At 58.8% G+C, this 25,258-nt stretch carries 27 protein-coding genes and 1 tRNA gene; 19 read left to right on the top strand and 9 right to left on the bottom strand.

All coding sequences use genetic code 11. From position 1 onward, the window contains the following. The first annotated feature begins 8 nt into the window (after positions 1-8). Positions 9-1,604, top strand: a complete 1,596-nt coding sequence (gene ribBA, locus KR52_RS08775; RefSeq protein WP_156957682.1) for a bifunctional 3,4-dihydroxy-2-butanone-4-phosphate synthase/GTP cyclohydrolase II — start codon at positions 9-11, stop codon at positions 1,602-1,604. On the opposite strand, the gene KR52_RS08770 is transcribed toward ribBA, so the two are convergent. Next, complete coding sequence (locus KR52_RS08770) at positions 1,605-2,048, bottom strand: peptidylprolyl isomerase (RefSeq protein ID WP_038557135.1); 444 nt, start codon at positions 2,046-2,048, stop codon at positions 1,605-1,607. Between KR52_RS08770 and mtnP the strand changes: the two genes are divergently transcribed. Continuing rightward, positions 2,047-2,997, top strand: a complete 951-nt coding sequence (mtnP, locus tag KR52_RS08765; RefSeq protein WP_371257675.1) for an S-methyl-5'-thioadenosine phosphorylase — start codon at positions 2,047-2,049, stop codon at positions 2,995-2,997. The two genes, KR52_RS08770 and mtnP, sit on opposite strands and share 2 nt — an antisense overlap. On the opposite strand, the gene murQ is transcribed toward mtnP, so the two are convergent. Genes murQ through dnaK form a run of 4 tightly spaced genes read right to left on the bottom strand, consistent with a single transcriptional unit; the run spans position 2,979 to position 7,327 of the window. Then, a complete protein-coding gene (murQ, locus tag KR52_RS08760; RefSeq protein WP_038554817.1) occupies positions 2,979-3,929 on the bottom strand; it encodes an N-acetylmuramic acid 6-phosphate etherase in 951 nt (316 codons plus the stop codon). The genes mtnP and murQ overlap by 19 nt on opposite strands. 3 nt (positions 3,930-3,932) lie before the next feature. Continuing rightward, on the bottom strand, positions 3,933-4,376 hold the full coding sequence (locus KR52_RS08755) for a DUF3110 domain-containing protein (RefSeq protein ID WP_038554815.1): 444 nt from the start codon (positions 4,374-4,376) through the stop codon (positions 3,933-3,935). Positions 4,377-4,419: 43 nt separating this feature from the next. Continuing rightward, positions 4,420-5,352: a DnaJ domain-containing protein gene (locus KR52_RS08750; protein WP_038554813.1), complete on the bottom strand. Its 933-nt coding sequence runs from the start codon at positions 5,350-5,352 to the stop codon at positions 4,420-4,422. Beyond that, the gene (gene dnaK, locus KR52_RS08745; RefSeq protein WP_038554810.1) at positions 5,336-7,327 is read right to left on the bottom strand and encodes a molecular chaperone DnaK; all 1,992 of its coding nucleotides are present in this window, start codon (positions 7,325-7,327) and stop codon (positions 5,336-5,338) included. The genes KR52_RS08750 and dnaK overlap by 17 nt, the downstream gene beginning before the upstream one ends. Before the next feature lie 124 nt (positions 7,328-7,451). Between dnaK and pstC the strand changes: the two genes are divergently transcribed. Genes pstC through pstB form a run of 3 tightly spaced genes read left to right on the top strand, consistent with a single transcriptional unit; the run spans position 7,452 to position 10,160 of the window. Continuing rightward, complete coding sequence (gene pstC / locus KR52_RS08740; RefSeq protein WP_038554808.1) at positions 7,452-8,399, top strand: phosphate ABC transporter permease subunit PstC; 948 nt, start codon at positions 7,452-7,454, stop codon at positions 8,397-8,399. 1 nt (position 8,400) lies between these two features. Further along, positions 8,401-9,318, top strand: coding sequence for a phosphate ABC transporter permease PstA (gene pstA / locus KR52_RS08735; RefSeq protein ID WP_038554805.1), 918 nt, complete (start codon positions 8,401-8,403; stop codon positions 9,316-9,318). A 20-nt stretch (positions 9,319-9,338) separates the two neighbouring features. Then, positions 9,339-10,160 carry a phosphate ABC transporter ATP-binding protein PstB gene (gene pstB / locus KR52_RS08730; protein ID WP_038554803.1) on the top strand — a complete coding sequence of 274 codons (822 nt, stop codon included), beginning with the start codon at positions 9,339-9,341 and terminating at the stop codon, positions 10,158-10,160. Positions 10,161-10,247: 87 nt separating this feature from the next. Here the strand turns inward: pstB and KR52_RS08725 are convergent. Next, positions 10,248-10,334 (bottom strand) — tRNA-Ser (locus tag KR52_RS08725). 54 nt (positions 10,335-10,388) lie between these two features. On the opposite strand from KR52_RS08725, the gene KR52_RS08720 reads away from it, so the two are divergent. The 13 genes from KR52_RS08720 to KR52_RS14960 all read left to right on the top strand — a co-directional run bounded on the left by KR52_RS08720 (position 10,389) and on the right by KR52_RS14960 (position 22,540). Further along, positions 10,389-10,757 carry a 2Fe-2S iron-sulfur cluster-binding protein gene (locus tag KR52_RS08720; protein ID WP_038554800.1) on the top strand — a complete coding sequence of 123 codons (369 nt, stop codon included), beginning with the start codon at positions 10,389-10,391 and terminating at the stop codon, positions 10,755-10,757. 2 nt (positions 10,758-10,759) lie between these two features. After that, the gene (locus KR52_RS08715) at positions 10,760-11,647 is read left to right on the top strand and encodes an inositol monophosphatase family protein (protein ID WP_038554798.1); all 888 of its coding nucleotides are present in this window, start codon (positions 10,760-10,762) and stop codon (positions 11,645-11,647) included. Positions 11,648-11,669: 22 nt separating this feature from the next. Then, complete coding sequence (locus KR52_RS08710) at positions 11,670-12,848, top strand: ATP phosphoribosyltransferase regulatory subunit (RefSeq protein WP_038554795.1); 1,179 nt, start codon at positions 11,670-11,672, stop codon at positions 12,846-12,848. 25 nt (positions 12,849-12,873) lie between these two features. Continuing rightward, complete coding sequence (locus KR52_RS08705; protein WP_006851587.1) at positions 12,874-13,098, top strand: ferredoxin family protein; 225 nt, start codon at positions 12,874-12,876, stop codon at positions 13,096-13,098. A gap of 87 nt (positions 13,099-13,185) precedes the next feature. Then, positions 13,186-15,090, top strand: coding sequence for a molecular chaperone HtpG (gene htpG, locus KR52_RS08700; RefSeq protein WP_038554793.1), 1,905 nt, complete (start codon positions 13,186-13,188; stop codon positions 15,088-15,090). A gap of 78 nt (positions 15,091-15,168) precedes the next feature. Beyond that, positions 15,169-15,405 (top strand): 50S ribosomal protein L28, encoded by a 237-nt coding sequence (gene rpmB, locus KR52_RS08695; RefSeq protein ID WP_006850205.1) that lies wholly within the window; start codon positions 15,169-15,171, stop codon positions 15,403-15,405. A gap of 12 nt (positions 15,406-15,417) precedes the next feature. Beyond that, entirely contained in the window at positions 15,418-15,978 is a 561-nt protein-coding gene (locus KR52_RS08690) for a peroxiredoxin (RefSeq protein WP_038554781.1), read from the top strand. Between the two features lie 52 nt (positions 15,979-16,030). Next, positions 16,031-17,521, top strand: coding sequence for a glucosylglycerol-phosphate synthase (ggpS, locus tag KR52_RS08685; protein ID WP_038554778.1), 1,491 nt, complete (start codon positions 16,031-16,033; stop codon positions 17,519-17,521). After that, positions 17,518-18,783 carry an ABC transporter substrate-binding protein gene (locus tag KR52_RS08680; protein ID WP_038554775.1) on the top strand — a complete coding sequence of 422 codons (1,266 nt, stop codon included), beginning with the start codon at positions 17,518-17,520 and terminating at the stop codon, positions 18,781-18,783. Before ggpS ends, KR52_RS08680 begins: the two co-directional genes overlap by 4 nt. Beyond that, positions 18,780-19,646 carry a carbohydrate ABC transporter permease gene (locus tag KR52_RS08675; RefSeq protein WP_038554773.1) on the top strand — a complete coding sequence of 289 codons (867 nt, stop codon included), beginning with the start codon at positions 18,780-18,782 and terminating at the stop codon, positions 19,644-19,646. Before KR52_RS08680 ends, KR52_RS08675 begins: the two co-directional genes overlap by 4 nt. Before the next feature lie 10 nt (positions 19,647-19,656). Beyond that, entirely contained in the window at positions 19,657-20,472 is an 816-nt protein-coding gene (locus KR52_RS08670; protein ID WP_038554770.1) for a carbohydrate ABC transporter permease, read from the top strand. Positions 20,473-20,637: 165 nt separating this feature from the next. Further along, the gene (locus KR52_RS08665) at positions 20,638-20,802 is read left to right on the top strand and encodes a hypothetical protein (protein ID WP_156957681.1); all 165 of its coding nucleotides are present in this window, start codon (positions 20,638-20,640) and stop codon (positions 20,800-20,802) included. Between the two features lie 1,513 nt (positions 20,803-22,315). Then, positions 22,316-22,540 (top strand): hypothetical protein, encoded by a 225-nt coding sequence (locus KR52_RS14960; RefSeq protein WP_038557132.1) that lies wholly within the window; start codon positions 22,316-22,318, stop codon positions 22,538-22,540. Positions 22,541-22,879: 339 nt separating this feature from the next. Here the strand turns inward: KR52_RS14960 and KR52_RS08645 are convergent, their stop codons facing one another. Then, the gene (locus tag KR52_RS08645; RefSeq protein ID WP_156957680.1) at positions 22,880-23,269 is read right to left on the bottom strand and encodes a hypothetical protein; all 390 of its coding nucleotides are present in this window, start codon (positions 23,267-23,269) and stop codon (positions 22,880-22,882) included. Positions 23,270-23,517: 248 nt separating this feature from the next. Here KR52_RS08645 and KR52_RS08640 point away from each other — a divergent pair, with 248 nt between their 5' ends. Further along, complete coding sequence (locus KR52_RS08640) at positions 23,518-23,907, top strand: AbrB family transcriptional regulator (RefSeq protein WP_038557130.1); 390 nt, start codon at positions 23,518-23,520, stop codon at positions 23,905-23,907. Positions 23,908-23,970: 63 nt separating this feature from the next. Here the strand turns inward: KR52_RS08640 and KR52_RS08635 are convergent, their stop codons facing one another. Together KR52_RS08635 and KR52_RS08630 are read right to left on the bottom strand one after the other, a co-directional pair. Then, positions 23,971-24,159, bottom strand: a complete 189-nt coding sequence (locus tag KR52_RS08635; protein WP_038554758.1) for a hypothetical protein — start codon at positions 24,157-24,159, stop codon at positions 23,971-23,973. Further along, complete coding sequence (locus KR52_RS08630) at positions 24,140-24,715, bottom strand: zincin-like metallopeptidase domain-containing protein (protein WP_051834318.1); 576 nt, start codon at positions 24,713-24,715, stop codon at positions 24,140-24,142. Before KR52_RS08630 ends, KR52_RS08635 begins: the two co-directional genes overlap by 20 nt. Positions 24,716-25,258: the final 543 nt, after the last annotated feature.

The following is a 25,258-nucleotide window of genomic DNA, read 5'->3' as shown; positions in this document are numbered from 1 at the left end:
ACGCACCCATCGCGTTTGATGCCATCAGCGACGCCCTTGCGGCGATCCGCAATGGGGAGTGCGTTGTCGTGGTGGACGACGAACAACGGGAGAACGAAGGCGATCTGATCTGCGCGGCCCAGTTCGCCACACCGGAAGCGATCAATTTCATGGCGACCGAGGCACGGGGCCTGATCTGTCTCGCCATGGAGGGGCAGCGGCTGGACGAACTGGATCTGCCGCTGATGGTGGACCGCAACACCGATGCCAATGAAACGGCCTTCACCGTGAGCATTGATGCCGGCATTGAGCATGGGGTGACCACCGGCATCTCAGCCGAGGACCGCGCCGCCACGATTCAGGTGGCCCTCAATCCAGCCACTCGGCCGGCTGAACTGCGCCGCCCCGGGCACATCTTTCCCCTGCGCGCCCGCGCCGGCGGCGTGCTCAAACGGGCTGGTCATACCGAAGCCGCCGTGGATCTCGCTCAGCTGGCGGGCCTCAGCCCTTCTGGGGTGATCTGTGAAATCCAGAACAGCGATGGCTCCATGGCCCGGTTACCGGAACTGCGCAGCTACGCCGATCGCTGGGGTCTGAAGCTGATCAGCATTGCCGACCTGATCCGCTACCGGCTGGAGAACGAGCGCTTCGTTCGCCGCATGGCCCAGGCCCAGATGCCCAGCCGCTTCGGCAGCTTTCAAGCGGTGGGCTACCGCAATGAGCTGGATGGCTCCGAACACGTTGCCCTGATCAAGGGTGAGCCCAATTCCCTGAGCGAACCCGTCTTGGTGCGCATGCATTCCGAATGCCTCACGGGCGATGCCTTCGGCTCACTGCGCTGCGACTGCCGGCCCCAACTCGAGGCTGCCCTACGCCAGATCGAGGCGGAAGGCGAGGGTGTGGTCGTCTACCTGCGCCAGGAAGGTCGGGGCATCGGCCTGATCAACAAATTGAAGGCCTACAGCCTCCAGGAAGCGGGGCTCGACACCGTTGAAGCCAATGAGCGGCTCGGCTTCCCGGCTGATCTGCGCAACTACGGCGTCGGCGCTCAGATCCTCTCCGACCTGGGCATCCACCGGCTGCGGCTGCTGACGAACAACCCCCGCAAAATCGCCGGCCTCGGTGGCTACGGCCTGCAGGTGGAGGAGCGGGTGCCACTGGTGATGGACCCCGGCGCCCATAACGCCGGTTATCTGGAGACCAAGCGACAAAAGCTCGGCCATCTGTTCGAATCAGAAAATCCATGCATGGTTCTTGCTTTGGCCGTGAACGTCGGGCCGGAACACTGGTCAACCGTGAGGTTGCAGGTGGAAGCCATCGCGCACTCAAGTGGATTCAGTCTTGAGCCGCTGCACGAACCACGCTTGTTGGCACTCTGGGACCGGCCGCAGTTCGTTTGGAAGCTATCCCCTGATACGACTGACGCCTCAGCCGTGATCCGCCGTATTGCTTCCATGGCGGCCACAGAACGCGTGGGTTTGATGCGGGTGCCTACCGAACGGATGGCCTTGCATCCTCCCCAGACCCTGGAGCGGGTGGAACGTCAGCTCAAGGATCTGTTGAACAGCAGCAATGACGGACTTCTGGAAAACGGCCCGTCACTGCTGCACTGGACCCGGAGCTGATCAGCCGTCCTGAATCGACACCTTGTTGATCTTGGAGCCGTTGGCCAGCTTCAGCACCACGTCCATGTTGCCGGTGTGACCGAAAACGGTGTGCACGCCATCCAGGTGGGGCTGAGCCTCATGGCAGATGTAGAACTGCGAGCCGCCGGTGTTGCGACCGGCATGGGCCATGGCCAGGGTGCCGGCCTGGTGTTTCTGCTGGTTGATCTCGCAATCGATCTGGTAGCCGGGACCGCCGGTTCCAGCCATGCCGCGGGCGCCTTCACGGCTGTTGGGGCATCCCCCCTGGGCCATGAAGCCGGGGATGACGCGATGAAAGGCAAGTCCGTCATAGAAGCCGTCCTTGGCCAGCTTCACGAAGTTGGCAACAGTGTTCGGCGCATCGGCTTCGAACAGCTCGAGCTCGATCAGGCCTGCTTCAGTTTCCATCAAGGCCTTGGTCATGGTGGCGCGAGCAAAATTGGAGTGTAAAGAGACGCCGACCATGCTCAACCTCTCTCAAGCCCGCGTCGGTGTGATCGGCGGCAGCGGCCTCTATACGATCCCCGGCTTACGCCAGGTTGAGGAACGTACGGTCGACACACCCTTCGGGGCACCATCCGATCATCTGCGACTGGGAGAGCTCGAAGGGGTTGAGACCGTCTTCCTGGCTCGCCACGGCCGCCATCACCATCTGCTTCCCAGTGAAATTCCTTACCGGGCCAACATCTGGGCCATGCGGTCGCTGGGGGTGCGCTGGTTGATCTCGCTTTCAGCAGTGGGGTCGTTGCAGGGCCATCTGCACCCGCGCGACATGGTCGTGCCCGATCAGTTCATCGACCGCACCCGTGATCGGCCGGCCAGTTTCTTTGGAAACGGCTGTGTGGCCCATGTCAGCCTTGCGGACCCCTTCTGCCCCAGGTTGAGTGCCCTTCTGGCCGATGCCGCGGAGCAGAATTTGCCTGAGGGTCAACGACTTCACCGCGGTGGCACTTATCTCTGCATGGAGGGTCCAGCCTTCTCCACCCGGGCCGAAAGCAGGCTTTACCGCTCCTGGGACTGTTCGGTGATCGGGATGACGAACCACACCGAGGCTCGCCTGGCCCGGGAAGCCGAAGTGGCCTATGCCTCCCTGAGCATGGTGACGGACTTCGACTGCTGGCACGAGGATCACGAGGCCGTCTCCGTGGACATGCTGATCGGAAACCTTCAGGCCAATGCCTCAGCCACAGAACCGATCCTGAGTGGATTGATGCAGCGGCTCAGCCAGGACCCTCCCTCCTCGCCGGCCCATACAGCCCTAGCCGATGCCTTGATTACCCCCAAAGATCAAGTCCCGGCGCAGACCCGGTCCAACCTGGATTTGTTCACCGCTCCCTATTGGGGCCCCTTCGATCACGCCTCGTCCAGCTGAGCGCCGCAGGCGACCAAGGCAGGCCGGAGCTGTTGGTTGTGCTGCTGAAGAAGGGCTTCGGCCTGATCCACCGACAACGCGGCAGCTGCCATCAACAGGGCGAGTTTCACCGATCCACCAGCCTCCTTCAGCAGCGTCAATCCCTGCTCTCGCTTCACACCAGCCAGATCACGAAGAATCCGCAATGAACGGTCCACCAGCTTGCTGTTGCTGGCGGCCACATCCACCATCCGATTGCCATAGACCTTGCCCAGCTTCACCATCACAGCGGTGGAGAGGGTGTTCAACGCCAGTTTTGTGGCGGTTCCGGCCTTCATCCGGGTGGATCCCGTCAGCAGCTCAGGGCCCGTGAGCAGGCGGATGTCGATGTCGCAGGGAAGAGGTGCCTGGTCCCTCGGAACACAGGCCATGGCAATGGCCAGAGCACCCATGCCTTTCGCAAAAGCCAAGCCACCGCGCACGTAGGGGGTGGTGCCGCCGGCAGCGATGCCCACCAGGCAGTCCTTGGCGCAGAAGCCCCGATCCTCGAGATCCGAGCGACCGGCGGCCTCAATGTCCTCAAGCCCTTCGGAGCTGCGCAGCAGCGCGGCGGAACCACCGGCAAGAACCCCCTGCACCTGCTGGGGATCACTGCAGAAGGTGGGCGGACATTCCGCGGCGTCCAGCACCCCCAGCCGACCGGAGGTGCCAGCACCTAGATAGAAGAGGCGACCACCGGCACGAAGACGCTCGGCCACGGCATCAACCGCCTGGGCCAGGGCCGGGGCCGCCGCGGCGACCGCTTCCTGGGGGCGGCGATCCTCGTCCGCGAACAACTCGACCAGGGCGAGTGTGTCGAGTTGATCCAGGTGTGAACTGCGCTGGTTGCTCTGCTCGGTGAGCAGGTGGCCGCGGTCGCTGGAGGGCTGCAGATCAGGGTCAAACACGGCCATGGCTCAGAGCAGACCCTCCAAGCGGCGCCGCAGTTCGTCCAGTTCAGGATTGGATTCCGGTTCGGTCTCCAGTCCCTGGCGCGCCGGCTCAGAGGCCAGTACATCCGCGTTTGCATCCTCAGGCATGGCGTCCTCCTTCCAGTTGCTCACATCGCGGTTGCTCTGAGGCGGCGCCATGAACAGTCGCTCCTCGTCATTGCTGGGCACAAAGCCCGACTCAATCAGCCGGGCCTCATAGCCGGCCTCACGGCAGAACAGATCAACGTCTTCCCGATCAAGGGCCTCCACCGTTGGAACCGGAAAGTCCTGGGCCTCCAGAAGGCCGGCATAACGCTCGGCATCGTCGGGATTCTCAAACAACAGAACCACGGTTCGTCCGGCGATTTCAAGCGAGTGGATGCCTTCGCTATCCGTACCGGCATCAAAGAGCAGGACGTGGACGCGCATCGGGAAAACCGTCAGATCAACCGGACCGGAGTCTCACCCATCGTCAACCACCCTGCTCGGATTCGCTCGCCAGTTCCTGAAGACGCCTGTAGAGGGCCCGTTCCGCATCACCCAGATCCGAGGGAATCACCACAACGATCTCCACCAACTGGTCGCCCCGCTCGTCATCCAGCTGCAGCCCGCGCCCCCGCAGCCGCAGCAAACGTCCACTGGATGAACCTGGAGGAACCTGCAGTGTCACAGGGCCGTCCAGTGTCGGCACATCCACAGCGCAGCCTAGGGCTGCATCCGGTGGGAACAGCATCAGCTTGTAGAGAACCCGCAGGCCGTCGATCCGGAGCCCGTCGTCGGTCACGACCCGGAGCTGCAGGAAATGATCCCGGCCACCGGGGGCAACGCCCTCAAGCCGCAGACGCCATCCATCTCCTGCTAACGGAGGCGTGTTCAGCTCGATCACCGTGCCGTCATCGAGCGTCAGTTCCACCACGGTTCCCTGGAGAGCCTGATCCGGGCTGAGATGAACCACCGACTCGAGATCTTCTACAGCACGCACAGGCGGCGGCGGCGGCGGTGCCGAAACCGGAGGTTCATGACCTCTGTTTTCACGGCTGGCGTCATCACCCCGGAAGGGTTGATCAGGCTCGTCCTCAACCTCAGCTGAGGAAGGAGCTGTTCCGCCGCCGAAAATGACATCGAGGTAGTCATCAAAATCAGGGAAGCCATGGGCAAAGGGATCGACAACATCCGTACGGGATCCACCTCCCCGCTGCCACGCCTCACGCCGGCGGGGATCACTGAGCACCGCATAAGCCTCATTGACCAACTTGAAGCGCTCTTCAGCAACAGGATCATTGCTGTTGAGATCGGGGTGCCAACGGCGTGCCTCCCGGCGAAACGCCCGTTTCAGTTGCTGATCCGTGCAGTCGGAATCGACCCCCAGCAGAGACCAGTAATCAGGCTTAGCGGTAGAAGTCATCGTCCCAAGCTGCAGGGTCACGCCGGCTCAGACCACGGCCACGTTCACCCGGTCGGCTGGGGGGCCCCCAGGGATCGTCGTCCCAGTCATCGGCAAACAGCTCATCCTTGAGGGAGCCGAGTGTGTTGCGGATCCCCTGAAGCGGGCTGCCATCAGCCTGACGTTCTGCCGACAGACGACGGTTCAGCCCGAACAACGCCTCCTCGAGACCGCTCACACAAAGATCAAGCTCCTGAAGGTCGTCGTTGGCGAGGCAGTCCTGAACGTCACGCATGGCCATTTCAACGGCCCGTTGCTGCCGTTCTGCCCCATAGGGCCCCAGCTCGAGAGAGGCATCGCGCAGCCGCCGCTCCGCCTGGGCAAGCAAGGTCTGAGCCCGGTTGCGGCGCTCGATCTGATTGCGTTTGCGCCTGTCCTCATCAGCCCTCGCTTCTGCTTCCGCCAGCAGAGCGGTCACATCCTCTTCATTGAGATTCGAGCCACCCTGAATCGACACCGACTGCTTGCGGCCGGTGGTGCGGTCGGTGGCACTGACCTGGAGCAGGCCATTGGCATCGATGTCGAAGGCCACCTGCACCTGGGGAACCCCCCGCGGGGCAGGCGGAATCCCGGATAGCCGAAAACGACCGAGGGATTTGTTGTCCGTCGCCATCTGGCGCTCCCCTTGCCAGACGTGGATTTCCACGGACGACTGATTGGCTTCCGAAGTGCTGAATACATCGGACTGACGCACGGGGATCGGCGTGTTGCGGGGAATCAACACCTTCATCAGTCCACCGATCGTCTCAAGGCCAAGCGACAGGGGGGTGACGTCGTTGAGCAGCAGATCCCTGAGTTCACCGGTGAGAATTCCGGCCTGCACCGCAGCACCGATCGCCACCACCTCATCAGGGTTCACCGACTGGCAGGGATCGATCGGCACCAGGGTGCGCACCAGTTGTTGAACCATCGGCATCCGCGTGGCACCACCCACCAGCACGACGTCATCGATGTCGTCGGCCGACCAGCCGGAGTCGCGCAGGGCGGCCTGGACGGGACTCAGCAAACGATCCAGCAGATCAGGGCAGAGCCCTTCGAAGGTGGCACGGTCCAGGCGGGTTTCGATGTGCAGCGGACCATCGCTGCCGGTGGCGATGAAGGGAAGTGAAATCGGGGTGCTGAGCACACCGGAGAGTTCCTGCTTGGCCTTTTCAGCCGCTTCCGTCAACCGCTGCAGGGCCTGCCGATCGCGCCGCAGATCAACCTTGTGCTCCTCTTCAAAGGCATCAGCCAGCCAGTTGACGATGCGTTGATCGAAATCGTTGCCGCCGAGTTGCGTGTCGCCATTCGTCGCCTTGACGTCAAAAACTCCATTGGCAATGCGCAGCAGCGACACGTCAAAGGTGCCTCCACCGAGGTCGAAGACCAAAACCCGTTTGACGGCGCTGCGGTCAAAGCCATAGGCCAGAGCAGCCGCGGTGGGTTCATTGAGAATGCGCTCCACCGAGATGCCCGCCAGGCGTCCAGCGTCGCGGGTGGCCTGACGCTGGGCATCGTTGAAGTAGGCGGGCACGGTCACCACCGCCGCTTCCACAGGTTCACCTAGGTAGGTGGACGCATCGTCGACAAGCTTGCGGATGATGCTGGCAACCAGTTCTTCGGGCGCATACTCCCGCTCAGTCACCGGGCAGGGCACCCGAACCTGCCCCTGATCGTTGGCACGCACCGTATAAGGAACCGAGAGGCTGCTGTCCTCCAGTTCGTCCCAGTCACGGCCGACGAACCGCTTCAGGTTGGAGAAGGTGTTGCGGGGGCTGAGCACGAGCTGACGGCGGGCCAGCTGCCCCACCAGCAGTTCCTGATCCTTGGTGTAACCCACCACAGATGGGGTGGTTCGTCCGCCCTCGGCATTGGCGATCACATGGGGGCGTCCCGCCTCCAGCACAGCGACAACCGAATTGGTGGTCCCCAGATCGATTCCGACGATCCGCCCCATATCCCTCGAAACTTGATCTCCACGCTAACGGCAGGTTTCAACCCGCTCCAGCCCCCCGCTTAAGCCGTTCTTAATGACCCCAAGCAGGTCGGGACATACGTTGTACTGGCGCGCCGCTGGATGCATGTCCGCCCCGGACAGTCGATACCTGCTCCGAAGCCGTCCACTGGCAGAAAAGTTGGTGGACATCAGTTTCAGAAATCTTTCCATCGCCATGGCCTCCGTGGTGGCGATTGTTCTCCTCGCAATCCTGATTGTTGTCTTCCAGGGGAGCCTGGAGTCCATGGCCCGCTACGGCTGGAAGTTTCTGATCACCTCGGACTGGAATCCGGTGGATGATCAGTACGGGGCCGGGGCCGCGATCTACGGCACCCTGATCACATCACTGCTCGCGTTGATGGTCGCGGTGCCGCTAGGGATCGGGACAGCCATCTTCATCACTGAAAACATCATCCCCAAGCGAATCCGGGACGTGATCGGCCTGATGGTGGAGCTGCTGGCAGCGATCCCATCAGTGGTGCTTGGCCTCTGGGCCATTTTTGTGATGGAACCGTTCATCCGTCCGGGACTGGAGCTTCTTTATCAACTGTTCAATTGGTTCCCGCTGTTCAGCACACCTCCGATGGGTCCTGGCACCATCCCTGCGGTGTTGATTTTGGTGGTGATGATCCTGCCGATCATCACAGCGATCTCCCGCGATTGCCTGAATCAGGTTCCACCACAACTTCGTCAGGCGGCCTATGGGGTGGGCACAACGCGCTGGGGCGCCATCGTCAATGTGATCCTTCCTGCAGCGATTTCCGGGATCATTGGTGGTGTGATGCTGGCCTTGGGCCGGGCCATGGGCGAGACCATGGCGGTCACGATGATCATCGGCAATTCCAATAATTTCAGTGTTTCGCTGCTGGCACCCGGCAACACCATCGCGGCGATGTTGGCCAATCAGTTTGGCGAGGCGGACGGCTCCCAGGTGTCATCACTGATGTACGCAGCATTCGTCCTGATTGTTCTCACCTTGTGCGTGAATATTTTTGCCCAGTGGATCGTGAAGCGATTAAGCCTGAAGTACTGACATGACACACACGCTCACCCACAACCACGTTGAGGCAACACCTGACCTCAGCTACAAACCCTTTCAACGCAGAAACATCAGCAGCAGGGCACTCTCGTTCCTGGCGGCCCTGTTTGCTGTCATCGCTGTTCTCCCCCTGATCCTGGTGCTGGGTTATGTGCTCGTGCAGGGTGGAAGCAAAATCAGCCTGGCCCTGCTGACCCAACTTCCACCTCCGCCAGGCCTTGAGGATGGCGGCATTGCCAATGCCATCGTCGGAACGCTGGTGGTCACGGCCATCGCCGCACTGATTGCCGTTCCGGTGGGCGTTGGCGGAGGCGTGTTTCTGGCTGAATACTCCCAGTCGGGATGGTTCGCTCAGTTCATCCGCTTCGGCACCAATGTGCTGGCGGGGGTACCTTCGATTATTGCTGGCGTTTTCATTTACGGCACGATCGTCACCAGTCGAATTCTGTTCGGAAACGCCTACAGCGCCGTGGCCGGGGGCATGTCACTGGCGGTGCTGATGCTTCCGACAGTGATCAAAACCACTGATGAAGGCCTGAAGCTGGTGCCCGACGATCTCCGGCGTGGTGCCCTCGGCGTGGGGGCTTCCCGGTTCGTCACCGTTGTTCGAATCACCCTCCCTGCCGCATTAACCCCGATTGCCACAGGGGTTGTTCTTGGTATTGCCCGAGCAGCAGGGGAAACAGCTCCCTTGATCTTCACTGCTCTGTTCTCACCGTTCTGGTCGGATCTGCTCACGCCGGAGGGGATCTTCGCTCCAATTGCGACCCTTTCAGTGATGATCTACAACTTCGCGATCATGCCCTACGAATTTCACAACGAGCTGGCGTGGGCCGCATCGTTTGTGCTTGTGGTAATGATCCTGGCCCTGAACCTCTTCTCTCGCTGGCTGGCGAGATTTGCTGCCAAATAAACCATTTTCTACGTAAAACAATGACGACTCTTCAACAGCCCCAAGCAACCGAGTCCCACAACAGGGACGTCGCTCTTTCCCTGCAGAACGTCACGATCAGCTACGGCAATTTCGAAGCCGTCAAAAACGTCTACTGCGAGATTCCTCGTGGCAAAGTGACAGCCTTCATTGGCCCATCCGGCTGTGGAAAGTCCACGGTGCTTCGTTCCTTGAACCGAATGAACGATCTGATCGAAGGTTGCTCACTCAAGGGAAGCATCCTTTTTGGAGGTGTTGACCTCTACGGGCCCAAGATTGATCCCGTGGAAGTGCGCCGCAGGATCGGGATGGTGTTCCAACAACCCAATCCGTTCCCGAAAAGCATCTACGAAAACATCGCCTTTGGTGCTCGCATCAACGGCTACTCGGGAGACATGGATGAGCTTGTAGAGCGTTCCCTCCGCCAGGCGGCGGTTTGGGATGAATGCAAAGACAAGCTGAATGAGAGCGGGTATTCGCTGTCCGGCGGACAGCAGCAGCGCCTCTGCATCGCGCGCACGATCGCGATTCAGCCGGAAGTGATCCTGATGGATGAACCCTGTTCAGCCCTCGATCCCATCTCAACGTTGAAGATCGAGGAGACGATGCATGAGCTTAAGAAGAGCTTCACCATCGTGATCGTCACCCACAACATGCAGCAGGCCGTTCGCGTCAGCGACATGACCGCCTTCTACAACGCAGAGGCCGTTGAAGGCGGAACCGGGAAAGTGGGTTATCTGGTGGAATTCAACGAGACCGACAAGATCTTCAACGCTCCCCAACAGCAAGCCACCCAGGACTACGTTTCCGGTCGTTTCGGCTGATCGTCTAGCCGGTCCCGAGCAGGGCCTTGATGGGCTTTCAGACCTCAAAAAGGACAAAAAAAATCCGGCCCTTGCGGACCGGAGAAGCGGAGAGGGAGGGATTCGAACCCTCGATAGAGTTGCCCCTATACAGCATTTCCAGTGCTGCGCCTTCGACCACTCGGCCACCTCTCCAGCGGCTGACGTGGGGCAGATGCCAATGTAGCAGGGCGTTTCCAGCGGGACGGCATGCGCCCCAGCCACAGGATCACGATTCATTGGCGTCAGGAGGGTCGCACCATCACCCACGACGTCCCAGAAGGGGAGTACATCCTGCACAGTTTCGAAGAACAGGGCGACCCACTTCCGTTCTCCTGCAGGAACGGATGCTGCACCGAGTGCGCGGTTCGCGTGCAGAACGGCAGCCTCGACCAAAGGGAAGCCATGGGTCTGTCGCGGGAGCTGAGGGCCAAGGGCTACGGCCTGCTCTGTGTGGCCCGCGCCGTTGGCCCTCTGGAAGCTGAAACCCAGGATGAAGATGAGGTGTACGAGCTTCAGTTCGGACGCCACTTCGGCAAAGGACGCGTCACCGCTCGCATTCCCCTCGAGGAGGAGTGAGCATGCCGGAATCGATCTGCAACCGTGCCGCCCACGAGGCCGATCTCAGCCCAAGCGATCTGGAGCGCCTTGTCGCTGTGGCCCGCTCAGCAGCGGATGCCGGCGGCCGGGAACTGATGCGCCATTACGGGCGCCTGTCATCCATCGAAAGCAAGGGCCGCATCGGCGACCTGGTCACCAATGCCGACGTTGCAGCCGAGGGAATCGTCTTGAAGCTGCTGGCGGAGCAGACCCCTGAGATTGCCGTACTGGCGGAGGAAAGCGGGGCAGCCGGTCAGCAGGACGGCCTGAGGTGGTGTGTTGACCCCCTCGATGGGACCACGAACTTCGCCCACGGCTATCCCTTCTTTGCCACCTCGATCGGCCTCACCCTGGGCCAGCAGCCCATTCTCGGGGCCATCGCTGTGCCCTTTCTCAAGGAGATGTACTGGGGGGCACCGGGGATCGGAGCGTTCTGCAACGACAGCCCCCTGCAGGTGAGCCATTGCGATCGGCTCGAAGACTCCCTGTTGGTGACAGGATTCGCCTACGACCGGCACACCCGACTGGACAACAACTACGCCGAGTTCTGCTGGTTCACCCATCGCAGCCACGGCGTGCGCCGGGGCGGTGCTGCAGCGGTGGACCTGGCCTTTGTGGCCGCTGGGCGCCAGGATGGCTATTGGGAACGGGGCCTGTCTCCCTGGGATCTGGCCGCTGGAGTGGCGTTGGTGGATCTGGCCGGTGGAACCGTCAGCGGTTATGGCAATCAACCCTTCGACCTCTCCAGTGGACGGGTCATTGCCGCTGGCGCCAGCCTGCATGCGGCGATCACCGAGGGTTTGTCCCAGGTGAAACCATTGCCAGGAGCCGCCTTCGGGGCCCCCGAGGTCACGGCCATGGGATCCTGAGGCGTGGCCGAGAGGACGTGAGATGGCGCTGCAACCTGCAGCTGGCGCAAAGGATCTGAATCCACGTCAGGTGGAAACCAACCGACAGCTGACGGAACGTCTGGCGTCGGTTTACCGCCTCTGGGGTTACGACGAGGTCTCTCCACCCCGGGTGGAACGCCTGGCCACCCTGATGGCCGGCGGTGCCATCGACAGCGCAGACATTGTTCGACTGGTGGCCGATGACCCCCTCGGGCTGCGACCGGAGATGACGGCCTCCATCGCCAGAGCCGCCTGCACCCGATTTGCAAATCGTCAGAGGCCGCTGAGGCTTTGGGCGTCCGGAACCGTGTTCCGCACCCGTTCCGCCGATGAGGGGGGGCAGTGCATTGAGGAAAACCTTCAGAGCGGCGTTGAACTGTTCGGCGTCCGCGGCAATGAAGCGGAGATGGAACTGCTCAGCCTATTGATGGCTTCCGTTCAGACCCTGTGTTTGCAATCCAGCCAGAAACCAAGGCTGTTGCTAGGGCACACCGCTCTGATGGATCTGGTGCTCCGTCCGTTCAGCGGAGCGATGCGTGATCAGATCCGCACGGCCCTGATCGATTTCGACCGCTTGGCCATCGAGAGCTTCGATCTGGCCGACGCTGAGAAGACCAGGCTGCTCTCCCTCCTGGACTGCAGGGGCATCCCAGACCAGGTGCTAACGCAGCTTGCCCGCCTCTGCGGGGAACAACCGGTCTTCGATGAGCTGCATCGCCTCTGCACCCATCTCGCCCAGGCAGCTGAGGATCAAGCGGTGACGATCCAGCTGGACCCAACCTTCCAGCCCCATTTCGAGCTCTACACCGGCCTGGTCTTCCAACTGGTCTGTGATGGCCGCAGCTCACCGGTGGTGATTGCCCGCGGCGGCCGCTACGACGATCTGGTGCGCCGTTGCGGCGCGACCGATCACCAGGCCTATGGCGCTGGCTTCAGCTTGGCAATCGATCCGATCCGCGAACTGATTGCGGACCTGAATGCTTCCGAAGAACAGCATTCCGATGTTCTCGTTGCTTTTTCAACGGCCTCGAATCTGGAATCCGCCATGGAACGTCAACGCAGCTGGCATGAGCAGGGACGCACAGCCGTGATGGCCCTTGAACCCCTGGCGTCCAAGCAGGAGGCTGAGCAGCAGGCGAAGGCCCAGGGTGGTCTCCAGCTGGATTGGGTCGATTCTTAGGATCCCGCAGATCCGTATGTCCTCCATGGCTCATTCCATCGTCACTGACGTCTGCGAAGGCATCGCCGACTGCGTTGATGCTTGCCCCGTGGCCTGCATTGACCAAGGGAAAGGAAAGAACAAAAAGGGAACGGACTTCTACTGGATCAATTTCGACACCTGCATCGACTGCGGGATCTGCCTGCAGGTGTGTCCCGTTGAGGGGGCCATCGTTGCCGAAGAGCGTCCAGACCTGCAGAAGACGCCCTGAACCGGAAACAGGTACGGAGACCCCCCTGAAACGGCCGTTGAGCTGGGGTGAAACCTGTCTCTAGTGTCAGTTTTTCGCAGCAAAGGAATGGCGGTGCTGGAAGAACAGGGTCAGATTCAGATCCACACCGAAAACATTTTCCCGATCATCAAGAAGGCCGTCTATTCCGGCCACGAGGTGTTTCTACGGGAGCTGGTCAGCAATGGCGTTGACGCCATCAGCAAGCGCCGCATGGCAGCGATGGCAGGCGATTGCAGCGAAGGTGATGACGGGGCCATCCGGATCACGGTGGATCGGGAGGCCAAGACGGTCACCATCAGCGACAACGGCATCGGCATGACCGCCGATGAGGTGAAGCGCTACATCAACCAGGTGGCCTTCTCCAGTGCCGAGGACTTCCTGGAGAAGTACAAACAGGAAGACGACGCCATCATTGGCCACTTCGGCCTCGGCTTCTATTCCAGCTTCATGGTGGCCGAGCGGGTGGAGCTGATGACCCGTTCAGCCCGGCCCGATGCTGAAGCCGTGCGCTGGAGCTGCGATGGTTCACCGAACTTCAGCCTCACCGCCGCGGAGAAAGAGCAGCCGGGCACGGATGTGATCCTTCATCTGATGGAGGACGAGCTCGAATATCTCGAACCGGCTCGGATCCGCACCCTGATCAACACCTACTGCGACTTCATGGCAGTACCGGTGCAGCTGGAAGGGGAAACCATCAACAAGATGGATGCGCCCTGGCGCAAAAGCGCCAGAGATCTGACGGATCAGGACTACATCGATCTGTATCACTACCTGTATCCCTTCCAGGGCGACCCCCTGCTCTGGGTTCATCTCAACACCGACTACCCCTACAACCTTCAGGGCATTCTTTTCTTTCCCAAGCAAACCGGTCGTGCCGATTGGGAGAAAGGGGAAATCAAGCTGTACTGCAACCAGGTGTTCGTCAGCGATTCGATCAAGGAAGTGGTTCCCCGCTACCTCTTGCCTTTGCGAGGTGTGATCGATTCACCCGACATTCCTCTGAATGTGAGCCGCAGTGCTCTCCAGACCGACCGTCGCGTTCGCTCCATCGGCAATTTCGTTGCCAAGAAAGTGTCCGACCGGCTGCGGAACCTGAAAAAAGAGGATCCAAAGGCCTATGCCGAGGCCTGGGATGCCCTGGCACCCTTCGTGAAGATCGGCGCCATGGAGGACGAGAAGTTCGCCGAACAGGTGTCTGAATTGATCCTGTTCGCCACCACCGCAGCAGCCGGGGAAGGGGATGACGCGGACCCGATCGCCTGCGATGGCCGTGCCTTCACCACCCTGAAGGGATACCGCAGCCGACTGGCTGAGGATCAGAACAAGCGCGTGCTGTACATCACAGATGACGTTGCCCAGGCCGGAGCGCTGAACCTCTGGACTTCCCAGGGCGCGGAAGTGCTGAAGCTGGAGACGGTGATCGACACCCAGTTCATCCCCTGGCTGGAGCATCGCCATGAGGAGCTCACCTTCCAGCGTGTCGACTCGGAACTGGACGAGAGCCTCAAGGACAACGACGCCGAACTCACCGATCAGGACGGCTCCACCGAGTCCGACCGACTGCGGGATCTGATCAAGGCGGCTCTGGCCAACGACAAGGTGACCGTTCAGGTGCAGGCCCTGAAAGCCGAAGGGGCACCGCCGGCCATGATCCTTCTGCCAGAACAGATGCGCCGACTGAACGACATGGGCGCCTTGATGGAACAACGCCTGCCAGGCCTTCCCGAGCATCACGTGTTGCTGGTGAACCGGCGCCATCCCCTCGTGGAAGGGATGCTGAAGTTGCGTGCCGGTGGCGTTTTGGTGGGAGCGGCGGAAACGTCACCCACCGCAAGCCTGGCCGAGGATGTGGCCCGCCATTTGTATGACATGGCGCGTCTGGGCGTCGGGGGGCTGGAGCCCAATGAGCTGGCCGGTTTCCAAACCCGCAGTGCTGAATTGATGGGTGCCTTGATGCAGAGAGGTCTATGAGCTGAAGACCTTTTGCTAAATTGGTCGTTTGGAACTGATTTTCAGCTCCAAACAACCTCTCAGTAGAAGGACATCGTCATGTCACGGGTGTGTCAGCTCACCGGTACTCGCGCCAACAACGGCATGGCCGTGAGCCATTCCCACATCCGCACCAAGAAGCTGCAGCAGGCCAACCTGCAGCAGCGTCGTCTCTGGTGGGCGGAAGGCAACCGCTGGGTGAAGCTTCGCGTCACCACCCGCGCTCTGAAAACCATCCAGAAGAAAGGCCTCGGCGCCTACGCCAAGTCTTTGGGCATTAACCTGGCCAAGATCTGAGATCTTCAACAGGTGAATCGGCGGGAATTACTGATCAAGTCCGGCCTTTTCCTTGCAGCTCTGACGCTCACACCCTCGCGGGCTTCGGCCCTCGGGGGTCTTGTTTTGGAAACGGGCGCAACCGTTCCCGATTTTGATCTGCCCGGTTCAAGTCAATCCGAACCTGATCGCGACCACTGGAACAGCCGTGATCTGCGCGGCCGCTGGCTGGCGGTTTATTTCTATCCAAGGGATTTCACCGGTGGATGCACGATTGAAGCCAGGGGCTTCGAAACCCTCCACAACGACTTTCTTCAGGCCGGGGCCGAGGTCGTTGGCGTCAGCGCTGACAGCGTTGACGACCATGAATCCTTCTGCGAAAGCGAAGGGTTGAGCTTCCCCCTGCTGTCCGACCCCGATGGCAGCGTGAGCAAGGCCTACGGGTCCTGGATGGCGCCGTACTCGCTACGCCACACTTTTCTGATCGATCCCGATGGGGTTTTGCGAGAGCGTTGGGTGGCGGTGCGACCCAACGGTCACGCCCGCGAGGTGCTGGATTCGTTGACGTCTTTTCAGACCAAAGCCACCGTTTGACAAAAAAGCCCTTTTGCTGAAAGGTGGGACGAACAAAGCGTTGTTCGAATAAATGGGTGCGGGTCAGAGTTCGTTCGTAATCCTCTACCACCGCACGCCGTTCGACGAATCAAAAGACAAGAACGGAAAAAGAATATGGGTCGATCAGAAAAGCCCTAACGGAATCATCCCAACGCTTCGCAATCTTTTTCGCAGTTGCGAAAAAGGCACCTGGATTGCCTGGAGACGCGTCGACGATCAGTCGAATGAAGGTACCGAACGGTTTGAAATGGACAACCCTTCGCCGTTCACGATGTGCCGAATCCCCCTGGAAGATGAACAAATCTCCAGCTTTTATCACATCACATCCAAAGAATGCTTCTGGCCAATTCTTCATACATTTCCAACCTATTTTAATGTCAACAATGCGAACTGGAAGATCTTTGAAGAGGTCAACAAGCGTTTTGCCATGGCGGCATGCGCTGAAGCCGCTGAAGGTGCAACGGTGTGGGTGCACGATTACAACCTATGGCTGGCTCCTGGATACATCCGAGCCGAACGTCCTGACCTGAAGATTGCCTTTTTCCATCACACTCCTTTCCCGGGGAATGATGTTTTCGCGATCCTCCCGTGGCGTGAGCAGATTCTGGAAAGTTTGCTCTGTTGTGATGTCGTTGGCTTCCACATCCCCCGCTACACGGAAAACTTTGCCCGTGCCGCCACAACTTTGGTGGGCGCCAAACGTGGCCCCAAAGTCCCTGTGGATCAGAAGTTCATTGAGGTCGGCACCGCCCTGTCGGAAGGCACGGTGACCAGTCACCTTGAGCACAACGGTCGCACCATTCAGCTCCTCAGCTCTCCGGTAGGCACCTCACCGGATCTGATTCAGGAGTTGTGCTGGAGCCCGTCGGTTGAAAGCCATGGGGAGTTGATCGTTCAAGACACCAAAAAAGGCCGAAAACTGATCCTCTCCGCCAGTCGGGTGGATTACACCAAGGGGAACGAAGAGCTTCTGCTGGCCTTTGAACGTCTGTTGGAACGACGCAAAGACCTGCATGGCCAGGTGGTGCTGATGCTGGCCTGTGTGGCCGCTGCCAGTGGAATGAAGATCTACGAAGACACCCAACGCTCGATTGAGGAAATGGCGGGGCGGATTAATGGTCGCTTCAGCCAGATCGATTGGGTCCCCATCCGCTTTTCCACCCGCCGGATCCCCTACGACGAAATGATCGCCTGGTTCTGCCATGCCGATGTCTGCTGGATCACACCGCTGCGGGATGGCCTGAATCTGGTGGCCAAGGAGTACGCCGCAGCTCGACGCAATCGTGGTGGGGTTCTTGTGCTCTCGGAATTCACCGGAGCCTCAGTTGTGCTGAATGGTGCCGTGCTCACCAACCCCTATTCGAATCGCCGCATGGATGAGGCCATCGAATCAGCTCTGGAAATGAATGAAGACGAACAACGCGAGCGGATGAGCCGCATGACCGATGCCGTGGAGAGCTACACGGTTAGCGACTGGGCGGAGGAACAGATGTCGGGTCTGTCGCCCTCGACCCCGCAATGAAAATGCGCCGCTGGCTCGCAGGCGGCGCCTTGGCGCTGCTGATCGGCCTGGGTGTTCTGGTTGGATCAGCCTCGATGCGAGCGGAGGAGGTGAGCATCCTCATGCCCTCATCCTTCACCGATGCCAGTGCGGATCTGGTGAAGACTTTCAACCGCGAGCATCGCGGCCGGATTCATCTCACGTTGATTCGAGGTCCGTTGAACACGGAATCGATTTCAGACCTGGCTATTAGCAGTCTGCTGCTCGGGGATGCGCCCTTCGACGCGTTGCTAATGGATATCACCTGGCTGCCGAAATATGCCGCCGCCGGCTGGCTGGAACCTCTGGATCCCTGGTTTAAACAGAGCGACCAGGAGCAGCTGGTGCAAGGAGCGCGGCTGGGCAATGACTACGACGGCCATCTCTACCGCTGGCCTCTTGTAGCGGATGTGGGACTTCTCTACTGGCGCACGGATCTGATGGATCAACCACCTTCCACGCCCGACGAGCTGGTGGCTGTTGTCGGACAACTCGTGCAGACCGGAGCTGTAAACAGTGGTTTCGTCTGGCAGGGGCGACAGTATGAAGGCCTGAGCTGCGACTTCCTCGAAGTGCTCCAGGGCTTTGGCGGTCACTGGATGGACACCACCACCAACACCATGGAGCTCGATACGCCAGCAGCGACGGCAGCGGCGGGATGGTTAGACGATCTGATTGTTGATGGGGTCAGTCCCTATGCCGTCACCAACTACGCCGAAGCGGAGTCGCTTCAGGCCTTCAAGGCCGGTGATGCTGCCCTGATGCGCAACTGGCCCTACGCCTGGGCTGAACTACAGAAGGAGGACAGCACTGTGAAGGGCAACGTCGGCATCAGCCTGATGGTGGCGCAACCGGGCGAACGTCCAGGCGCGACCCTGGGCAGCTGGGGACTGAGTCTTATGCGGCAGTCCCTCCACAAGGAGGCGGCAGTCGAAGCGATTCGCTACCTCACAAGCGAAGCCTCGCAGCGTTCTCGCTTTCTCATCAACGGCTACACCCCCACCCAGGCCGATCTGTTCAGCGACCCGGAGATGCTGGCCAGCTCCCCTGTGCTGCCGGATCTCCTGCTGGCGTTGAACCATGCGGTGGTGCGTCCACCAACCCCGCTATACGCCCAGCTCAGCGATGTATTGCAACGGCAACTGAACGGGTTGTTCACAGATAACGGCTCGGCTGAAGAAACCATGCAGATCGCTCAGCAACGCAGCGAGACCCTGCTGCGTGCTGCGGGAGCCGCGCCATGACCATGCTCCTGGCAGCTCCTGCCCTGCTGTTGATCATGGTGGTCTTCGGCTGGCCGATGCTTCGCTATGCCTGGCTGAGCTTCCACGCTGATTCCGTTCTTACCGGCCTTGAACCGATGGCCAATGGCGGGGCCAACTGGTTGCGACTGGCGGCTGATCAGCGCTTCTGGCTGGATGCCGGACAAACCGCGCGATTCGCTCTGATCTCCGTGGGGTTGGAGTTGCTGTTGGCCCTGGCCATTGCGCTGCTGCTGAATCAACGCTGGCGTGGGAGGGGTGCTGTTCGCGCTTTGACCCTGCTGCCCTGGGCCCTGCCCACAACGATGATGGCCCTGGGCTGGCGCTGGATTTTTAACACCCCCTACGGTCCGATCGAGGTGCTGGCACGCAGCATTGGCCTCAACTCCTTGGATCTGTTGTCCACCCCATCAATCACCTGGCTGGTGACCGTGTTCGCAGATGTCTGGAAAACAACGCCCTTCATCACCTTGATTCTTCTGGCGGGGCTTCAGAGCATTCCCGATGATCTCTACAGCGCCTTTCGCCTGGAAGGGGGAACGCCCCTTCAGGCGCTTCGCAGAGTCACCCTGCCGCTGCTGCTCCCCTACATCCTGCTGAGCCTTCTGTTCCGACTTGCTCAGGCTTTCGGGGTGTTCGATCTGGTGCAGGTGCTCACCGGTGGCGGTCCCGCCGGCAGCACCGAAAGCATCGCGCTCTATGCCTACCTCAACGGCATGCGCTTCCTTGATTTCGGCTACAGCGCCACGGTGATGCTCGCAGGATTTCTGTTGCTTACCGCACTGATCCTGGCAGGCACGTTGTTGCTGAAGAGCGGCGGTGTTTTGAAGGCCCTGGACCGATGAGCGTGAATCGATGACGCGACGTTCCCTCTGGATTGCACTGCTGCTGGTCTGGTCCATTGGGCCGATGCTCTGGCAGCTGGTGAGTTCCTTCACCACCGCTGATGCCCTCGTCAATGACCAACTGAGTTTCTGGAGCCGTTGGACCCTCGACAACTACCGGGATCTGCTCAGCACGGATCCGCCGTTCTGGAGATATCTGTTCAACAGCAGCTTTGTGGCCTCCCTCACCACACTGTTCACCTTGATGCTCGCCATCCCCGCTGCCTACGGCATGGCCAAACTCCCGAATCGGTGGAAGGGAAGCCTTCGAGCAGCAGTGATGGGAGCTGCCCTGTTTCCCTATGTGCTGCTGTTCCTGGCGCTGCTCGAATTGGCCCGCAGCTTTGCGCTAGGCAACAACCTGATCGCCATCGCCATTCCCTACAGCGCCCTGTCGATGCCTCTGGCCCTGCTGCTGCTCACGGCAGCCTTTGAAGCTCTGCCCAACGATCTTGAGGACGCCGCGAAGCTTGAAGGTTTATCGCTTTGGCAGCGGCTGCGCTGGGTGCTGCTCCCCTTGATTGCACCGGCCTCCGCCAGCACGGCAATCCTTGTGTTCCTGTTCGCCTGGAACGAATATCCCGTGGCCCTCACTTGGCTGAGCCGCAGCAATCTGCTCACCCTGCCTGTGGCGATGGCCCGGATTGCTGGATCATCCACCTATTCGATCCCCTACGGCACCTACGCGGCAGCCACCGTGCTCGGTGCCATTCCTCTTCTTATGCTGGTGCTGGTGTTTCAGCGCCAGATCGTCAGTGGACTCACCAACGGAGCCATCAAGGGTTAAAGCAGGCGTCGAGACTGCTGTATTCGCAATAACCTTAGTCGTCGCAGTGACTTTCAGCGGTTAGACGTGTTGCTGAACAGTGGCTACGCCCTCTTAATGCCGCGCAAGCCGAAGTTGTTGCCTTAGCTGTAGAGGTTGGGGCAATTAGAGCTGACCACGGTACTGATGCCGGATAACTCCCTTGAACTCATCGATAAGTGGTTGATCAAGCAGTGGACCGAGTCCAGTGCCCATGTTGAAGCTGAGATTGCAGCAGCAAAAGCGAAACATCAGTCGAAATCGTCGACAACGGAGCCCGTATCTGCCCTGTCTCCCAAGGATGTGACGTGAATAACTGCATAACTTTGCTGACAACTGCGAAATAGAGCGGTTGATGGGCGAAAGCCACTGGGAGTTGGGGAGAGGGTCGTGGAATGGCGCTCATCACACTGACGGTCCTGCTTGAACGAGAGAAACAGGGCGATGCAGAGGCCAAGCAGCAGCACGCGCAGAGATTGCAGACATATTGCTGAAACCAATCCTGAATGAGATGGCGATTGAGCCTTCCGAAGCTCTGATGCAGCAGACCGGGAAGTAACACCAAGGGGATTAGGAAATGGTGGAGGCAGATTCCGCTCGATCGAAGGACGGTGACTTTCAAACCAGAGACATGGAGAGCAAGGCACCTCCGCTGCCTGCGAGGAGGTCTTATTCGAACAACTGATCGACGAATGAGTGCGAGGCGAGATGCAGGAGGAATTTGCGAAATCGACCGTGTTGGCGTGAGTCAAAAGCAAGTCGAGCAGTATCTAGACCATGTTGCTGAGCCCATCGAGGTCACCCAGCTTCATTAACCTGATGAACTGAAGATCGACACGTCCGCCAACACCTGCACCACACCTGGAATCGCTACCGTAACCGATAGATTTGTAAATACAAATTTTACGGAATCGCTCTATATCGGCAATTGATTTGATGTCGACAAACACCAAAAGACCAACCAGAAAAATAATTTAATCAGATGGCATCTTCAGGGTAATTCAAGAAAACAAAGACATCGCCAAGGCCTCGAAGGAACTGATGAAACCAACTTCAACATCAGCAGTGTTCAGCACGTTGCTGCATGACAAGGCAAGTGAGTTGAGTATTTGAAGATGGCAGTCAACAACCAAGCCCACTACAAAGGAGTCTTGAACGTCCACCGCTTAGGTGCCAACATTCAGGATGAGGATGGGTAGCATATCGATGCAGCGCTGAAGAACTCAAGCTGGCTGAAGCGATGAACGAGACCGCTGGTTAAGCAAAGGCCGAGGGGATGCATGACTTTGATGCCTGGCCAGGGCACACCGCAAGGAGAAGAAAGGGCAGCAAAACAAGTAAAGAAGGGACCGGCGTTAGCCGTAAGAGGAGAAAAAGGAAAGCCCCCAGCGACAGGTGAGGCCGAAGGTCTGAGGCAGTGGCTGATTCTTGTGCATTAGCTGCGCTGGTTTTTAAGACGCACCCGCATGGTCTTGCTGATGTCAACGACTCTTAGCAGCTACCTGGCACAGGTGTGGTTCGGTCAGTAGACGGCTATCCACCTCACACTTAACGGAAGTTCTTGCGAAATTTAATGAGTCAATTTCATTTCCAAGACGACTACTGAAATTCACAATTGGGCTGTTGTTGCAGCAGCAATGGAGGCACAAGGAACAATCAACAGTCAGATGTACGTCGTGCCAAGGCCCTTGCAGAAGGCAAGCCTGACCCAATGCCCATAAGCGATCCAGCTGCACCGTTGAGTATTTCTGCAGCCTGAGCGGTCTTCAACGAACCAGCAGCATTCTCTTAAACGAAAGGTTGCACCTGCTGTTGCATGTTTCCAATGACCAATCACCATCTTTCAATTGAACAACGTTGTCATCTAGAAGCAGCCTTCAGAGAGATCGACGGCTGTAAGGACATCGAAAAGCTTCGAGCTCTCACGAAGCAGATCATTACGTTACAGGAAAATGAGAAGTCATTTGCCCGAGAAGCAATGCAGCAGGTCCGAAAGGAGATTGAAGCCGCTGCCCAGAAGCGATTCGGATTCAACTGGGGCCAGAAATAAACGGCTGGATTGGCTCGATCAAGTGAGTGTTTGGCGTCAGCTTCCTTGGTGGACGCTTTGAATGCCAAAAGCCCCCCACCGTTAGGCGAGAGGCAAGGGCCTAGGCAGTGGCAGATTCTTTTGTCTGAGCTGCGCTGGCTTTTCAACGTGCCCGTTTGGGCTGAGCTATTTCGTCAAGCAATTGATCGAGCACCGCAGCTGGAACCTCGAAGGCTCGTCCTCTGCTTGGACTTGAGCCACCACCAGGGTGAACCTTCGGTGTCCTGACTGGTGCCATTGACGTAGCTGATGCTGTCCAGCTTGTCGTCGTAGCCGAGCTTGTCTGCGTTGAATGCAGACTCAGGCAGCTGAACCCGATGGAAAGAAAGCACCATCTTCCCAGTAGGAGACGACAACAAAAGTCGCTTGTCCCTTACCCTGAAAGGTGATGGTCACATGATCTGCAAGCTGGTTGTGAGTCATGTATTTGAACTCTTTGAAGGGGCTCGTCGCTGTCCAGCTGTCGAAGCCACAACGATAAACGTAGGTCATGCCATCAGCAGCAGTCACGCGGATCAGGAGCTTTTCGAGCGGGTCGTAGCTCGCGTACTGCTGGGTCTTGATCGATAAATCCACCAGCCAGCAGCGCAGGGAATTCGGCACCCACATGCGCGATCCGTCATCCAAAAGCAGGTAAGAACAGCGGCCATGACTGGCGTCACTGGCACCTGCGATGAACAACGTTGTCATCATCGATTGCTGAGCTCTTGGGTTTCATCGAGGAAACCCAAGAGCTCAGCAATGTTGTCAATGCCAAGACCATCAACAGGAACGATGGATAGGGTCATTGGACGATCTGACAAAGGACGTTCTCAAGGCTGAGAACACCCAGGAAAAGAACCGCTGTTGAGCGGTAATGGCTGAATTATTTGGCGAGAACTGTTGACATGTATCCACAACAACAGTTATTTATTAGTCATCCGATGGGGATCAATCCAATGCTTACAGGCACCGACCTTCTCACGAAGGTGAAAGATCTTGGTGACGTTTCTAAGTCCGACCTGGTAAGATCTTGCGGCTACGTATCTGACAAGAAGGATGGCGGCGAACGCCTTAACTTCACAGCGTTCTACGAGGCTCTGCTGGAAGCCAAGGGCATCAACTTCTCAACAGGTGGCCCTGCGATCGGCAAGGGCGGACGCAAGCTGAGCTACACCGCAAAAGTGCAAGGCAACGGCAATCTGCTGATCGGCAAGGCCTATACGGCGATGCTGAACCTGGAGGCCGGTGACGAATTCGAGATCAAGCTGGGCAAGAAAGCCATTCGACTGATCCCAACTGGAGCAGCGGCAGAACACAGTGAAGGTGCGGAAGCCGTTGATGAATGAGGACCACGGTTAGTCCGTAGCGCTCAATTGCAGCCCTGCCACACAAGTGGTGGGGCTTTTGAGTCAGCGTCTATTGCGCTCATAGAAGTCGCTCGCCCACTGACGCATGTCGTTGTGGTTTTGGAATTCTGGAGAGCTGAAGTCACGACCCATGTAATGGATGGTGCACTGCCAGGTGAAGGTCCCATCGGTGAACACGTTGGCGGTGTAGTTGGACGGGATGGGAAAGGGTTCATAGCCCCACCTCCCCACCAGGCTCAGGTGCAATCAAGTCAGCAGCAATCCGAGCTTCAGAGACAACCTTCATCAGCTCTTTGGCACCACCTTCTTTAAGAGCTTTCACCCAGCTGCTCATGTGGGCAGCGTGTTGCGGAAGGTCGTAGCCGATCCACAGCCTGTAGCAGGCAAGAACAGAAGCCATCTCAGCAATCAACTCTTCTACTGCGTAGGCAGCAGAACCGAACTGATTACCGAGCTTGCGATCAAGGCGAGAGCTATGTCCTGTGGAGTGGGCTTGCTCATGCAGCCAGGTGAAACAAAAGGATTCACGGGATTCAAAGCTCACGTCTTGCGGCATTGAAATCCGATCGAGGGATGAGCTGTAGCAAACCCTTGTGCCAACGAAGTTGGTGGGTACTGGCCATGTCCAGAGATTCTTTTCAGCATCAAGGACGCGTTCTTCATCACCAGTTGGGAGTTGAGAAGCACCAAGCTGAGTAGCAGTGCGCTTGTTCAGCTCAGCGATGGCGTCATCATTTCCACCCGTCAGGTCGTTGGCATTGAAGACAACGACCGACTTGTAGGACACCCACGCTGATACGAGAGGTTGCCCCTCGCTATCCAGCTGCAGTTTTCCATCAGCATCAACAGTTCACGGCTGTTCAATTCAAGGCGAAGGATGCGAACACCCTTGCTGCCTTTCTGCGGGAACCAATCGAATGCTTTGGCTTAACCAGCACCACACCCAAGAGGCCAGTCGAATTCACAGAGCAACAGACCCATCTCAAGCAGCAAAGGATTGACGCCTTGGTAGGGCTTGCCTGTGATGAGGTTAAGGTGTTCGCCTGGTGTCCAGCCCAAGCGTACGCAACGGCGAATGATCAGTGCATTCGAGCAAAGTAACAAGGTCTTTAAGGAGCTTGTCCTCGGAAGGGGTGTAGGACATTGCCATTGGAAGATATGAATGACACGAGAGAAAAGAGCCGGTATGAACCGGCAAAGCCTTTAGCCGCAAAGGGACAGCAAGCCATATACGTATGGCGGGATACTGAAATGCTGTAGCAGACTGAACCTGGTTGAACAAATATTGAGATCGCTCACAGGCCAAGAAAAAAGGCCGTTAGCTTCCACA

This window comes from Synechococcus sp. KORDI-52 (assembly GCF_000737595.1).
In the GTDB taxonomy this organism is placed as follows: Bacteria; Cyanobacteriota; Cyanobacteriia; order PCC-6307; family Cyanobiaceae; genus Parasynechococcus.
Note: the sequence above shows the minus strand (reverse complement) of the source record. Positions and strands in the feature narration are given on the sequence as shown.